At 65.5% G+C, this 14,815-nt stretch carries 9 protein-coding genes; 5 read left to right on the top strand and 4 right to left on the bottom strand.

The features are described 5' to 3' along the window. Nucleotides 1-12: 12 nt before the first annotated feature. The gene (locus ACTJK6_RS12825; RefSeq protein ID WP_440839239.1) at nucleotides 13-1,611 is read right to left on the bottom strand and encodes a hypothetical protein; all 1,599 of its coding nucleotides are present in this window, start codon (nucleotides 1,609-1,611) and stop codon (nucleotides 13-15) included. Between the two features lie 191 nt (nucleotides 1,612-1,802). Between ACTJK6_RS12825 and blaOXA the strand changes: the two genes are divergently transcribed. Both blaOXA and ACTJK6_RS12815 read left to right on the top strand, forming a co-directional pair. Further along, nucleotides 1,803-2,618 carry an OXA-60 family carbapenem-hydrolyzing class D beta-lactamase gene (gene blaOXA, locus ACTJK6_RS12820; RefSeq protein WP_260801315.1) on the top strand — a complete coding sequence of 272 codons (816 nt, stop codon included), beginning with the start codon at nucleotides 1,803-1,805 and terminating at the stop codon, nucleotides 2,616-2,618. A 42-nt stretch (nucleotides 2,619-2,660) separates the two neighbouring features. Next, complete coding sequence (locus ACTJK6_RS12815; RefSeq protein ID WP_440839238.1) at nucleotides 2,661-3,209, top strand: hypothetical protein; 549 nt, start codon at nucleotides 2,661-2,663, stop codon at nucleotides 3,207-3,209. Nucleotides 3,210-3,258: 49 nt separating this feature from the next. On the opposite strand, the gene ACTJK6_RS12810 is transcribed toward ACTJK6_RS12815, so the two are convergent. Beyond that, entirely contained in the window at nucleotides 3,259-4,872 is a 1,614-nt protein-coding gene (locus ACTJK6_RS12810) for a glucan biosynthesis protein (protein WP_232040039.1), read from the bottom strand. A 196-nt stretch (nucleotides 4,873-5,068) separates the two neighbouring features. On the opposite strand from ACTJK6_RS12810, the gene ACTJK6_RS12805 reads away from it, so the two are divergent. After that, nucleotides 5,069-6,211 (top strand): serine hydrolase domain-containing protein, encoded by a 1,143-nt coding sequence (locus tag ACTJK6_RS12805; protein ID WP_440839237.1) that lies wholly within the window; start codon nucleotides 5,069-5,071, stop codon nucleotides 6,209-6,211. A 29-nt stretch (nucleotides 6,212-6,240) separates the two neighbouring features. Here ACTJK6_RS12805 and ACTJK6_RS12800 read toward each other — a convergent pair whose 3' ends face one another. Both ACTJK6_RS12800 and ACTJK6_RS12795 read right to left on the bottom strand, forming a co-directional pair. Continuing rightward, nucleotides 6,241-6,711: a cyanophycin metabolism-associated DUF1854 family protein gene (locus ACTJK6_RS12800; RefSeq protein WP_440839326.1), complete on the bottom strand. Its 471-nt coding sequence runs from the start codon at nucleotides 6,709-6,711 to the stop codon at nucleotides 6,241-6,243. Nucleotides 6,712-6,733: 22 nt separating this feature from the next. Beyond that, nucleotides 6,734-9,040, bottom strand: a complete 2,307-nt coding sequence (locus ACTJK6_RS12795) for a cyanophycin metabolism-associated ABC transporter (RefSeq protein WP_440839236.1) — start codon at nucleotides 9,038-9,040, stop codon at nucleotides 6,734-6,736. A gap of 289 nt (nucleotides 9,041-9,329) precedes the next feature. Between ACTJK6_RS12795 and cphA (ACTJK6_RS12790) the strand changes: the two genes are divergently transcribed. Beyond that, nucleotides 9,330-11,990 carry a cyanophycin synthetase gene (gene cphA / locus ACTJK6_RS12790; RefSeq protein WP_440839234.1) on the top strand — a complete coding sequence of 887 codons (2,661 nt, stop codon included), beginning with the start codon at nucleotides 9,330-9,332 and terminating at the stop codon, nucleotides 11,988-11,990. 53 nt (nucleotides 11,991-12,043) lie between these two features. After that, the gene (gene cphA, locus ACTJK6_RS12785; protein WP_433867745.1) at nucleotides 12,044-14,611 is read left to right on the top strand and encodes a cyanophycin synthetase; all 2,568 of its coding nucleotides are present in this window, start codon (nucleotides 12,044-12,046) and stop codon (nucleotides 14,609-14,611) included. Nucleotides 14,612-14,815: the final 204 nt, after the last annotated feature.

Here is a 14,815-nt window from a genome sequence, read left to right as displayed (position 1 = left end):
TTGGGGTGCGGATCAGGGTGGTGCTTCCGCCATCTGCGTCAGCTGCTTCAGCGCCTGGACGAAGTACGCCCGATCGTGCGGCGCCAAGTCCTGCATGGCTTGCGAGAGGCGCTCCATCGTTGTGCGGGCGGTGACGTGATCGCGCTCTGCGTGGGCAAACCATGCCAGCTCCAGTAGCAACCCGCTCACCTGTACGTGGCCGTAGCGATGACGGCCGCTGTCGTGTTCGCGCAGGCGCAGTGCGGCCACGTCGGTCCAGCGCTGCGGCCAGTAGCGCGAGTCAAATGCTTCTGCAAATGGGCCGGCCTGCGTGCGGAGGTCGGCCAACGTGAGTGCAGCCCGACGTGTGTCGGCGCGTGCGATCCGCATCAGCGCGATGGCGTTCCACGCCGATTGCAGTGGCCCACCGTTGCGCAGCGCTTGCCATTCGCTCATGGCCAGCCAGCGGACGGCATCGACCGTGCCGTCGGCATGCGCAGAGTTGCCAAGCACATCGCGCAGCAGCCAGCACGTCATGCCGAGGTTGGCGGCAACTTGCTGCACCGCGTCGGACGCCTGGCTTTCCAGTGCGGCAGCCAGCGCGGTTTCGAATTGCGCGACGATGCGCTGTGCGGCCTGGGCGCGTAGATCCAATGCAAGGCCATCGGCATCGGCGTAGAGCAGGCGGGCGCGTTCGATGAGGGCGCTGAGGTTGTTCCACTCGAAGCGGATCTGTGGGTGATAGCGCAGCAGGCTGCGGCCGGGCTCGGCATCGGCCAGACGGGCGAGCAGGCCGGCGGCGAGGTCGAGGTCGCGGCGGTCATACGCACACCATGCGGTGACGATGCGCTCCATGGCGGCGAGGAAATCGTTACCGAGTACATGGCGCTGCCGGCGGTGCGCGCGCAGTTGCGAGAGCAGGGCGCTTGCGCGTGTGGAGTCGCCCAGGCGGCGCGCGGCCATTGCCTCGCCCAGGGTGACGAGGGCGCGTTGGAAGTCGTTGTCGGCGGCGTCACTGGCGTGGCGCAGCGCGAGCAGGGCGCCGCCCCGCTCGGTGTCGGACGCGCCGGTGCTGGCGCCCAGCGCATGCAGCAGACGGCCTTCGCGCATGGCGTGGCGCGCGGTCAGAAAGGCGTGCCAGAACGCGGGGTTGGGCGTGCCAGGCGCCGGGCCGGACAGCGCGCTGGCATTGGCTTCGGTGGTGTTGTCCGTGCTGCCATCCGGCGCGGCAATCCCGAGGAAGGCACGCACATCGGCATCATCGGCAATCCGCCCTTCAACCACGCAGACCACGCGCTCTGCGTCTTCGGGGGTGAGCCAGAAGGGCCCTTGGCTGCGCTTGTCTGCGTTGAGAAAGCGCGGCTCGCGATCGCGCGCCTCGCCCCAGCCGGCCTGCACGCCCCAGTTCTGCCAGTCGCGAAAGGCGCGGCTGATCATCATGCGCTGCGTGCTGGCGTCCGATACGGCGCCGCGCAGGTCGGCCAGGCGCACCAGCGGTTGTTCCGGCGACAGACGGTGCGCGTATGCAAGCCGCACCAGCAGCCACAGGCTCTGGAACGGCGCACGCCGGCCGTCGACGGTTTGCGGTGTGGTCAGCTCGACATGGAGGGCGGGCAGGGGGGGCGGCGTCATGCAAACAATCTGGCGAAGCGAAACGTGGCGCCATTGTGCGCCAAGCCCCTTGTTACAGGAGTTACGCGCGTGACGTGCGGCGAGGTAGGTGCGCTGGCGGTGGCACGGTGCGCTCCCTACGATGCGCAGCGCCGGCTCATCCGCGTGTCGAGGGTTGCCGGCAGCCAATCACTCAATTCAAGGAGCTTTCCATGTTCTCTCGCTGGTCGAAGACCTTCGCGTTTGCCCTCACGGCGTGCGCCGTTGCTATGAGCACCGCCACGGCCCACGCCGAGCTGGTCGTGCGCAATGACCTCAAGCGCGTGTTCGACGATGCCGGCGTCTCCGGCACCTTCGTGCTGATGGATATCAGCGCCGACCGCACCTATGTCGTCGATCCGGCGCGCGCCGCGCGGCGCATCCATCCGGCATCGACGTTCAAGATTCCGAACAGCCTGATCGCCTTCGACACCGGCGCTGTGCGCGACGATCACGAAGTGCTGCCCTACGGCGGCAAGCCGCAGGCCTACAAGCAGTGGGAGCACGACATGGCGTTGCCCGAGGCGATTCGCCTGTCGGCCGTGCCGATCTACCAGGAGGTGGCGCGCCGCGTCGGCTTTGAACGCATGCAGGCCTACGTTGATGCGTTCGACTACGGCAACCGCCAGCTCGGCAGCGTGATCGATCAATTCTGGCTACGCGGCCCGCTGGAAATTTCCGCGTTTGAAGAAGCGCGCTTCACCAGCCGCATGGCGCTCAAGCAATTGCCGGTGAAGCCGCGCACGTGGGACATGGTCCACCGCATGTTGTTGATCGAGCAGCAGGGCGATGCCGCGCTGTACGCCAAGACGGGCGTTGCCACGGAATACCAGCCGCAGATCGGCTGGTGGGTCGGCTGGGTGGAGCGTGCAGGCCACGTGTATGCGTTCGCACTGAACATCGATATGCCACGCGAGGGCGACATGGCCAAGCGTATTCCGCTGGGCAAGCAGTTGATGCAGGCGCTGGAGGTGTGGCCGGCGCCGTGAGAGGCGCATCGGCGGGCTTCGCCGTCTGACCCGCAATCAGGGATGCCCGCAATCCACAATGAGATTGATCCTGAGGACGATGAAAATCGTAAAAAACTATTGCGCCGGTCTGCCGGAAGGCGGCGGATGCGCACATCGAGGGTCCTCATGTTCAAGGTTGACAAGGCAACGGCGGTCGCCATGGTGGCCGCCCTCGGCGCGAGTAGCGCGCTTGCGGGCGGTAGCGAGGACGGCGTGATTCATTTCACGGGCGCCATCGTCGAGGCAGGGTTTCGCGTGCAGTCGGTACAGCGGTCAACCGGCGCGGAAAATGCATTGCAGGCGCGTGCGTCCGCGGCTGGCGATCAGGTGGTACTGGAGTTTCATTCGCCGGCGATGCGCGTCGTACCGGTTGATGTATCGGTGGAGGCGTGCGCGGCATCGTCGCTCAAGCCCTTGCGTGTGGGCGATGCACGCGGCAAGGCGGACGTCCTGGCCAAATACGGCGGCTTCAAGGCCAACCTGCTGACGGCAAACAACGGCACGCTGACCTTGTCGCGGGCGCCGGGGGCGGAACCAGCACTGGCTGTGGTGACGCTGTCCTACCAGTAATGAAAAAGGCGGGAATCCCCGCCTTATTTGTCGACCGCCGCGATGGCGTTTACGACGCCACCGGCCCCACCGGCGATTGGAACGGGTGGTATTGGTACAGCCACGTCTCCGACAGCGGCTTGCCATCCACGCGCAGGAACAGCCGCATATCCACTGGCTCCTTCCCGTCGACTGTCAGATCGAACTGCGCGCGCCAGTGCCCAGGCACGCCATTCGGAACGGCCTCGGTAAACACATACGAGAACGTGCCGCGCGAGGTGCTCAGCACGGCCTCTGGCTTGGTGCCGAAGGGCAATTTCTCCAGCGGGCCGCCCTTGAACTCGACCATGAACTTGCGCACGCCGTGCGGACGCGGCTGGCCCGGTTGGCCGCCGTTACCCATGCGCGTGGCCACGCAGCGCGCCAGTTGCGTCGGATACGGCTCGTCGGCCAACCAGTGCAGGCGATAGCGCAGACGGTATTGGCTGCCCGCGCGCGCCGGGGCCTTCGGCACCCACATGGCGACGATGTTGTCGTGGATCTCGTCGTCGGTCGGGATCTCGATGAGCTGCACGGCGCCTTCGCCCCAGCCTTCCAGCGGCTCCACCCACAGGCTCGGACGGCGCTCGTAGTGCACGCCGTCCTGGTAGTTGTTGAAGTCGCGGTCGCGCTGCAGCAGGCCGAAGCCGCGCGGGTTGTTGTCCCCAAAGGCAGACGCCATCGTGCGCGGCGGATCGTTCAGCGGGCGCCAGATGCGTTCGCCGCTGCCGGTCCACAGGGCCAGGCCGTCGGAGTCATGCACTTCGGGGCGCCAATCGGTGGCCGTGCCCTTGGCGGTTTCCGAGAACCAGTACATCGACGTGGCCGGCGCGATGCCGAAACGGTCCACGTCCTTGCGCAGGAAGATGGCCGTGTCGATGTCCATCACCACGCCCTTCGTGCGGTGCATTACGAAGCGGTACGCACCGGTGATGCTTGGGCCGTCGAGCAGGGTGTAGATCGTCACGGAATCGGCGCGGTTGTCTGCCGGCGTGTCGAACCACACGTGCGTGAAGTTGGGGAATTCTTCGGGCTTGCCGGCCTGCGCCACGTCGAGCGCAATGCCGCGTGCGGACAGCCCGTACTGGTATAGCTCGCCGATGGCGCGGAAGTACGACGCGCCCAGGAAGGCAACCCAATCGTTCTTTTTCCAGTCGAGTTTTTTCTGATCGCCCAGGCGGCTTTCCTGGAAGCGGAAGCCGGCAAAGCCGCTGCCGCGCGGCAGCTTGCGCGCCGGGCTGTCGGCGGGCATGTCGAAATACGATTCGTCGTAGACGACCTCGCGTGCGGCGCCTTTTTCCACCACGTGCATGCGCACCGGCGCGCGGAAGAACGTCCCCAGGTGGAAGAACGTCACCGGAAACTGGCCTGGACCGTCGGCAAAGAGCGCGTGGGCGGTGTCGAACTTGATCTTGCCGTGCGCCTCGTAATCGATCTTGGACAGGATGTCAGCCGGTGCCGTGGCGGGCGGCGTGTAAGGCTTGCCGGCCATCGAGCGGGCGCGTTCGATCAGCGCATCGAATGAAAACGGCGCGGCATCGCCGAGCTTGACGCGATTGGCGGCCAGCGCTTCGGGCGTGATGCCGAGCGCAGCCAGCGTGGCGGTAACGGATGCGGAGGCAAGAAGGGTTCGACGTGTGACCATAGGTGCCTGTGATGTGACTGATGAACAAGAAGGGTCCGACATGGTAACGCGGGCCCAGGTTCCGACGCGGGCTGAACACTCCCCCGGATGGCCGATCCAGCGCCGTTCGGACGCCCAAATCGACCATTCATCGCAGGGCGTTTGACCTTTCAAGTGCCGGTTACGATACTTGATGACACATCAAACGGGGGCTGGGATGACGCTACGACTGCGCAGCATCGGCATCGCTTTGGCATTGGTTTGCGCGGTAGGCGGCGCCCAGGCAGCGCCCTGCGACGCGCCAGCCCAGTTGAACGACGGCTGGCAGACCGAAGCCGACCCCGCCGCAGCCGGCTTCGATGCCGGCCAACTCTGCGCCGTGCTGCGCGGTTTTGCCGACGCCGATATCAACTTCCACAGCCTGCTCGTGGTGCGCCATGGCCATCTGGTGGCGGAGGTCTATCACGCCGGCAAAGATGAGCGCGTGAAGGATCTGTTCCGCACCGCGCGCACGTTCGACGCCAGCACGCTCCACGACATCCGCTCGATCAGCAAATCGGTGACGAGCCTGCTGTGGGGCATTGCGCAAGGGCAGGGGAAGATGCCGCCGCTCGACACGCCAGTGCTGTCGCTGTTTCCCGGGCTGGCCGATCTGAATCGCGATGGGCGCGAGGCGATTACGCTTTCGCAGATGCTGTCGATGTCCAGCGGCCTTGCCTGGAACGAATGGCGTGCGACAAGCTTTCTGAACAACGACGAGTTCGGACTGTTCTGGCACACGTCTCAGGCGCATTACGTGTTCGACCGCCCGATGGCGGCGCCGGCTGGCACGCAGTTCAATTACAACGGCGGCAACACGGCGGTACTGGCGCAATTGCTGGCAGAGCGCGTGGGCATGTCGTTGCCGGAGTACGCGCGCACGCAACTGTTTGAACCGCTGGGCATCACCGACTGGGAATGGGTGGACGACTACCGTGGCCGCCCGCTGGCGTTTGCCGGCGTGCGCCTGCGCCCCCGAGATTTGGCGCGCATCGGCCAGCTCGTGCTGCAGCACGGCCAATGGAATGGGCGGCAGATTGTGCCTGCGGAGTGGATTGCCGAATCAACACGCCCGCACATCGATACCGGCATGGACCTGCAGTACGGCTATCAGTGGTGGCTCGGCAAGGTGGTGGCCGGCGGCACCGAACAGGCGTGGATCGGTGGCATCGGCAACGGCGGCCAGCGTCTGTGGATCGTGCCGGGGCTCGACATGGTGATGGTCACCACGGCGGGCGATTACAACCAGCGGGCCAGCTGGAAACAGGCTGAAAACCTACTCGACCAAGTGATGGCAGCCGTGCAGCCGACACCCCGCTAACGGCGGCGCGGTTGCGTGGCTACGCGGGCTTAAAGGAACCGGTCGAGGATCTTGCGGCTGTGCTTGTCGAGCGTCAGCAGATCGCGGATCAGGTAGTGGATGCCGTGGCTGTCGGAGATGAGCAGCGTGGTGCCGGCCAGGCGCCGGATGTCTTCTTCGCCGCGCAGCACGAGGTCGGTCTGGCCGCGGTCGGTCTGTACCGTCCACGTGCTGGGCGTGGCGTAGGTCGATACGCCGACGATCTTGCGGATCTCGGGCATGAATTCACGCGCGCCGAGTTCGGCTTCGATCAACGTGCGCATGGGCGCCGGCAGCGCTGCCGGCTGCGTGATCCATGCCAGCTCGCGGCCGTCGGTGCTCATCAGGCTCAAGCCCTCGTCGGCGGCGGAGATGGGAAAGGCGCGCACGGGCACCACGCCTTCATGCACGGTGCCGTCGGCCAGGGTCATCACAAGCTTGCCAAAGCCGTTGCGGCTCAGGCTGAAATCGGGCGTTTGCATCGCAGTCATTTCAAATAGCGGTTCACTGCGCGTAAGCCGGCGCGGCGGCGTCCACGCGCTCGCCGTCGCTGGTCAGATCGGTGTCGGCGTCGACATTGCGGGCCTGCGCCTGATAGAGCTTGTAGTAAGCCCCTTCGCGCGCGAGCAACTCATCGTGGTTGCCCACTTCGACAATCTGGCCGCGATCCATGACGACCAGGCGATCCGCCTTGCGCAGCGTCGACAAACGGTGCGCGATGGCGATGGTCGTACGCCCTTGCACAAGGTTGTCGAGCGCCTTCTGGATTTCCTTCTCGGTCGTCGTGTCCACGGACGATGTGGCCTCGTCCATGATCAGGATGCGCGGGTTGATGAGCAGCGCCCGCGCAATCGAAATACGCTGGCGTTCGCCGCCCGACAGCGCCTGGCCGCGCTCACCCACCAGCGAGTCGTAGCCGTGCGGCAGGCGCAGGATGAATTCGTGCGCATGGGCGGCACGCGCGGCGGCAATGATCTCTTCGCGCGTGGCGTCGGGTTTGCCGTAGGCGATGTTGTCGGCAATCGTGCCGAAGAACAGGAACGGCTCCTGCAGCACCAGGCCGATGTTGCGGCGGAATTCCGAGACGGGCAGCGAGCGGATGTCGGTGCCGTCCAGGCGGATCGCGCCTTCCGATACATCGTAGAAGCGGCAGATCAGGTTCACGAGCGTGCTCTTGCCCGAGCCGCTGTGCCCGACCAGCCCGATCATCTCGCCCGGCTGGATCGACAGGTTCAGGCCGCGGATCACCGCGCGGTTGCCGTAACGGAAGCCCAGGTCGCGCAGCTCGATCGCGCCGTTCACCTTATCGATGTGCACGGGCTTGGCCGGCTCCGGCACGCTCGATACGTGGTCGAGAATGTCGAAGATGCGCTTGGCACCGGCCGCCGCCTTCTGCGTGACGGACACGATGCGGCTCATGGAATCCAGACGTGTGTAGAAGCGGCTGATATACGTCAGGAACGCCACCAGCACACCGACGGTAATGGCGTCGTGGCTCACCTGCCAGATGCCGAAGATCCACACCACCAGCAGCCCGACTTCGGTCAGCAGCGTGACGGTCGGGGTAAACAGCGACCACACTGCGTTGACGCGATCGTTGATCGCCAGGTTGTGCTTGTTGGCCTCGGCAAAGCGCGTCACTTCGCGCTTTTCCTGGGCAAAGGCCTTGACCACGCGGATACCCGGGATGGTATCGGCCAGTACGTTGGTGATTTCCGACCAGATCCGGTCGATCTTCTCGAAGCCGTGGCGCAGGCGGTCGCGCACCAGGTGGATCATCCACGCGATGAACGGCAGCGGCACCAGCGTGACGAGCGCCAGCCACGGATCGATCGAGACCAGGATGACGGCCGTCATCGCAATCATCAGCACATCGGTGGCGAAGTCGAGCAGGTGCAACGACAGAAACACGCTGATGCGGTCGCTTTCCGAGCCGATGCGCGCCATGAGGTCGCCGGTGCGCTTGCCGCCGAAGTATTCGAGCGACAGCTTCAGCAGGTGCTCGTAGGTGGTCGTGCGCAAGTCGGCGCTGATGCGCTCGGACACGCGCGCCAGGAGATAGGTGCGCGCCCAGCCCAGCACCCACGCCACCAGCGCGGCGCCAAACAGGCCCGACAGGTAGAGCGTCACCAAGCGGTAATCGACGGGTTGGCCGTTCTGATAGGGGATCAGCACCTTGTCCATCAAGGGCATCGTCAGGTACGGCGGCACCAGCGTAGCGGCCGTGCCGATCAGCAGCAGGGCGAAGCCGGCCAGCAATTCCCACCGATACGGCCGGGCAAAGCGCCACAGGCGCAGCAGCGCCCAGGTCGAGGGCGGCTGCTCCAGTTCACGGCTGCATTGCGGGCAGTTATCTTCGCCGGCCGGGAGGGGCGCCTTACAGGTGGGGCAGACCTCCGCGTCGGGCTGTGCGGCCTTGGCGCCGGTGGCCAGGGCGTTGCGCTCGGCGTCGAAGGCGTCGGCCAGGCGCAGGGCGTCGGTGTTGCGGCCCAGCGTGTAACGCCAGCTTGCCAGCCGGCGCTGTCCGTCGGACAGCTCGAGCGTGCCCACGCCGGCGTGGTCGCTGTGGGCAAGTGTCATGCCGGGGGCGATATCCCAGCTTTGTAAAACCTTTTCACCAGGCGCCTGGCAGACTAGGCGGCGGTTCGTAACAACCAGCCACCCTTGGGTAAAATGCAGCCTTGCGTCCAAATCCAGCTTCAGCCCGGCCTGGACGGTTTCTTCTGGAGCGAGGCTTGAGCCCAGCGCGACACTCCAGGGTTCCTGAGCGCGGGCGACGGTGGGGGCGGACGATGGGGAGGACTGGGTCATCAGTGGCGCAAAGAATTCAAAAAGCGCGTCCAAATGGCCAAAAAACAGCCCAAAACGGGAAAAGGACGAACATAAATCGAGGCAAGAGCGTGGCGTCGCAATTGTTGCGGCCTGCAAATTTTGCTCGCAAGTATACATAGCCACGCCAGCACGGCATTTGGTGCGCTGCACAACGCACTTCGGGCTCAAGACGTCAACGCCGACGCCGTTGTAACGTTATTGAAAGGTAACGGTTCGATTCCACGGACCAATTCACGGGTACATCGCCCCCTGCTTCCAAGCAAATTCAATGAAGAAGAAGGACATTGAGATTCTCGATGTCATGTCGCTGCGCGGCCCGAATATGTGGACATATCGGCCAGTGTTGGAGGCATGGGTCGACATTGGTGAACTGGAGGATTTTCCTTCCAACACGATTCCGGGTTTCTACGAGCGCCTCTCGACATGGCTCCCAACGCTGATCGAGCACCGCTGCAGCCCCGGCGTGCGCGGCGGCTTCCTGATGCGCTTGAAGGAAGGCACCTGGCCCGGCCACATCCTGGAACACGTCACCCTCGAATTGCAGAACCTGGCCGGCATGCCCGGCGGGTTTGGCAAGGCGCGCGAGACGCCCGTGCGCGGCGTCTACAAGGTAATCGTCCGTGCGTGGCACGAAGACGTGACCCGCGCTGCCCTGTTCGCCGCCCGTGATCTGGTCATGGCGGCCATCGAAGACCGCCCGTACGACGTGGATGCCGCCGTCGAGACGCTGCGCGACCTGGTGGACGAACATTGCCTCGGCCCCAGCACCGCATGCATTGTCGATGCCGCCGATGACCGCAATATCCCGTCCATCCGCCTGTCGGACGGCAACCTTGTGCAGCTCGGCTACGGCGCACGCCAGCGCCGCATCTGGACGGCCGAAACCGACCGCACCAGCGCCATTGCAGAATCGATCTCGCGCGACAAGGACCTGACCAAGAGCCTGCTGCAGTCGTGCGGCGTGCCGGTGCCGGAAGGCCGCATGGTCGACAGCGCCGAAGACGCCTGGGACGCCGCTGAAGACATCGGCGTGCCGGTGGTCGTCAAGCCGTACGACGGCAACCACGGCCGCGGTGTGTTCACAAACCTGATGACGCGCGAAGAGGTGGAAACCGCTTACGCCGTGGCCATCGAGGAAGGCAACGGCGTGATCGTCGAGCGCTTCGTCTCCGGCAACGAACACCGCCTGCTGGTGGTGGGCGGCCGCGTGGCAGCGGCGGCGATGGGCGAAACCGCCTCGGTGGTCGGCGACGGCACTTCGACCATCGAAGAACTGATCGAATCGCAGATCAACTCCGACCCCCGCCGCGGCAGCACCGAAGAACATCCGCTGAACTGCGTGCGCCTGGATTCCGCCGCGCGCCTCGAACTCAAGCGCCAGGGCTATGCTGATGGCAGCGCCGTGCCGCCCCCGGGCCGCAGCGTGCTGATCCAGCGCAACGGCAACGTCGCTTTTGACGTGACCGACCGCGTGCACCCGAGCGTAGCCGCGCACGCATCGCTGGCCGCGCGGGTGGTCGGGCTCGATATTGCCGGTGTGGACCTCGTGGCCGACGACATCTCGCGCCCGCTGGACGAACAGCGTGGCGCCATTGTGGAAGTCAACGCAGGGCCCGGTCTGTTGATGCACATCCGGCCGGCCGAGGGCGAACCGCGCCCGGTGGGCCGCGCGATTGTGGATCACCTGTTTTCCGACAAGGACGGCGCGCAGGATGATGGCCGCATTCCCATCGTCGGCATCACGGGCACCAACGGCAAGACCGTCGTGGCCAAGCTGGTTGCGCAGTTGCTGCAGCTCTCGGGCAAGCACACGGGGCTGGGCTGCAGTGACGGCCTTTACCTCGATCGCCGCCAGGTGGAAGCCGGCGCCCGCAGCGACCGTGCCGCGTGGGACGCTTGCCATCGCATCCTGATGAACCGCGCGGTGGAAGCCGCCGTGTTCGAGAACGACAGCGGCATGATCCTCTCGCAAGGATTGCCGTATGACCGCTGCCAGGTCGGCGTGGTCACCAACTTCGGCAAGCCCGATCACCTGGGCGATTTCTACGTCGAAGACGAAGACCGCATGGTTAGCGTCCTGCGCACGCAGATCGACGTGGTGCTGAAAAGCGGTGTGGGCGTGCTCAATGCCGCCGATGCGCGCCTCGTTGAAATGGCCGAGCTGTGCGACGGCGAAGTGATCTTCTTCGCGTTGTCGGGCGATCTGGAAGCCATTGCCGCGCATCGTGCCGCTGGCAAACGGGCCGTGTTCGTGCGTGACGGCAAGGTGGTGCTCGCTACTGGCGCGACCGAACTGGCACTGGCCGACGTGTCGGCCATTCCGCTGACCTACGCCGGCCGCGTGCCGTTCCAACTTGAGAACGTGCTGGCCGCCGTGGCCACCGGCTGGGCACTGGGCATTTCGAACGACCTGATGCGCGCCGGCATCGTCACCTTCGATGTGGGCCAGGTGGATGTGCCGGGCCGCTTCACGCTGTTCCAGCACAACGGCGCCACCATCGTGGTGGACGACGCGCACAACGCCTCGGCGCTGGAAGCTTTGGCCGCTGCACTGGACAACTTCCCCGCCCAACGTCGCACGCTGGTATTTGGCGCCGGGCTGCAGCGCCGCGACGAAGACCTGATTGCGCAAGGCACCGTCATCGGCCAGACGTTCGATCGCGTGCTGCTGTGCGAAGACGCCAGCGTCAAGCGCACCGATGCAGAGTTTGATCGCCAGACGCGCGCGCTGCTCAAGCAAGGGTTGCAGGCGGGCGGTCGCGTGGCTGAAGTCGTCGTCGAAGGGGCCAAGCGCCGGGATGTCGTGGATGCGGCGCTCTCGCAGCTCACGGCAGGCGACCTGCTGGTCTTGCAATGCGACGAGTGCGCCATCGAGGGCACCGTCGAGCAGGTCCACCAGTGGATGGGCCGCGCCGAATCCCAGAACTGACGATCGGGCCTGAATCCAAAAGAACGCCCAAAGCACAACGGAAAGCTGATTGCATGGAAGTCTCTCGTATCCGGGCCTTGCGCGGCCCAAATCTCTGGTGCCGCCATACGGCCATCGAAGCCATCGTGGCCTGCTCGGATCAATCCCAACTGCTGGCCGAACTGCCGGGCTTTGAAGACCGCCTGCGCGCGCGCTTTCCGGCGATTGGCCCCTTGCGGCCAGATGATGAAGCCGATGCGCCATCGATTGCGCACGCGCTGGAAGCCGCCGCGCTGGGCCTGCAGGCTGCCGCCGGTTGCCCGGTGACGTTCAGCCATACCGAGCCGACGCTCGAACCCGGCACGTACCAGGTCGTCGTGGAATACAGCGAAGAGGAAGTGGGCCGACTTGCATTCGAGCTGGCCGGCCAACTTTGCCTGGCCGCGCGCGACGACCAGCCGTTCGATCTGGACGAGGCGCTGCACCGCTTGCGCGAGCTGGACGAAGACGTGCGCCTGGGGCCCAGCACCGGTTCCATCGTCTACGCCGCTGTGGCGCGCGGGATTCCGTACCGTCGTCTCACGCAGGGCTCGATGGTGCAGTTTGGCTGGGGCAGCAAGCAGCGCCGCATCCAGGCCGCCGAAACCGACATGACCAGCGCCGTGGCCGAGTCCATCGCGCAGGACAAGGATCTGACGAAGACCCTGCTGCACGCGGCCGGCGTGCCGGTACCGCTGGGCCGGTCGGTGCGCAGCGCCGAGGAAGCCTGGGAAGCCGCGCAGGAAATCCACGGCCCAGTCGTGGTCAAGCCGCGCGACGGCAACCAGGGCAAGGGCGTGGCCGTGCGCATCCGCACGCGCGAAGAAGTGATGACGGCCTACGAAGTGGCCGCCGACATTTCGTCGGACGTGATCGTCGAGCGCTACATCCCCGGCCATGACTACCGCCTGCTCGTGGTGGGCAAGCACCTGGTGGCGGCTGCACGCCGCGACCCGCCGCAAGTCATTGGCGACGGCAAGCACACCGTGCGTGAGCTGGTCGATGAAGTGAACCGCGACCCGCGCCGCGGGGAAGGGCATGCCACGTCGCTCACGAAAATCCGCTTTGACGACATTGCGCTGGCCACGCTCGCCAAGCAGGGCCTGAGCGCCGACGCCGTGCCGCCCAAGGGCACGCGCGTGGTGTTGCGCAACAACGCGAACCTCTCCACGGGCGGCACCGCCACCGACGTGACCGACGACGTGCACCCCGCCATCGCGGCGCGTGCCGTGGCGGCAGCGCAGATGGTCGGCCTCGACATCTGCGGCGTGGACGCCGTGTGCGAAACGATGCTCAAGCCGTTTGAGGACCAGGCCGGCGGCATTGTGGAAGTCAACGCCGCGCCCGGCCTGCGCATGCACCTGCAGCCGTCGTACGGCAAGGGCCGCGCGGTGGGCGAGGCGATCATCTCCACGATGTTTGCCGATGGAGACGACGGGCGCATTCCCGTGGTGGCGGTGTCCGGTACCAACGGCAAGACGACGACGGTTCGCCTGATCACGCATCTGCTCGCCACCAGCGGCCTGCGCATGGGCATGACCGGTACCGACGGCGTGTACATCCAGGGCCAGCGCATCGACACCGGTGACTGCAGCGGCCCTCGCAGCGCACGCAACGTGCTGCTGCATCCGGATGTCGATGCCGCCGTCTTCGAAACCGCGCGTGGCGGCCTGCTGCGCGAAGGCCTCGCGTTCGACCGCTGCGATGTGGCGGTGGTGACCAACGTGGGCGAAGGCGACCATCTGGGCCTGAACTACATCAGCACGGTGGAAGACCTGGCCGTGCTCAAGAGCGTGATCGTGCAGAACGTGGCGCCGCGCGGCATGGCGGTGCTCAACGCCGCCGACCCGATGGTCGCGCGCATGGCCGACGGCTGCCCCGGATCGGTCACGTTCTTCGCGCACGACGCCAGCCTGCCGACCATGGCCCTGCACCGCGCGCAGGGCAAGCGCGTGGTGTTCGTCGATGGTGCCGAGATTGTGGCCACCGAAGGCGCCAGCGAAACGCGCATCGCACTGGCCGACATTCCGCTCACGCGCAACGGCACGATCGGCTTCCAGGTTGAAAACGCGATGTCGTCGATTGCTGCTGCATGGGCACTCGGCATCGATTGGGCGATCATCCGCCGGGGCCTCGCCACCTTTGTGAACGACGCCGCCACCGCGCCCGGCCGCTTCAACGTATTCGACTACAAGGGCGCCACGCTCATCGCCGACTACGGCCACAATCCCGATGCCATCCAGGCGCTATGCAACGCCGTCGCCACCATGCCGGCCAAGCGCCGCTCGGTAGTGATCAGCGGGGCGGGCGATCGCCGCGACGAGGATATCCGCCGGCAGACGCAGATTCTGGGCGGCGTGTTTGATGATGTGGTCCTGTACGAAGACCAATGCCAGCGCGGGCGCGCCGATGGTGAAGTGCTCGCGCTGTTGCGTGAAGGGCTGCAGGGTGCGTCGCGCACGAGCCGTGTGGATGAAATCCGTGGTGAATTTCTGGCTATCGACACCGCATTGGGGCGGTTGCAGCCGGGGGATCTCTGCCTGATTTTGATTGATCAGGTGGAGGAGGCGTTGGAGCATATTGCGCGGCGCGTTGCGGAATGAGTTTTGGCCCGCTTGATGGGGTTCGCCGGGGTTTTGTTTTTGTGGTTCATCCCTGTTTCGTACCCTGCCGGGCACGACTCACTTTTCTTTGTCTTGCCAAAGAAAAGTAAGCAAAAGAAAGGCGCGCCCGAGATGGCGAAAGACTCCTTGAATTTGCGTAACCGGGCGGAGAACGGGAAAACTCGCTGCGCTCAGACAGTTCCC

The organism is Ralstonia sp. 22086, assembly GCF_052045975.1.
Classification (GTDB): domain Bacteria; phylum Pseudomonadota; class Gammaproteobacteria; order Burkholderiales; family Burkholderiaceae; genus Ralstonia; species Ralstonia wenshanensis.
This window is presented reverse-complemented; position numbering and strand designations above follow the sequence as displayed.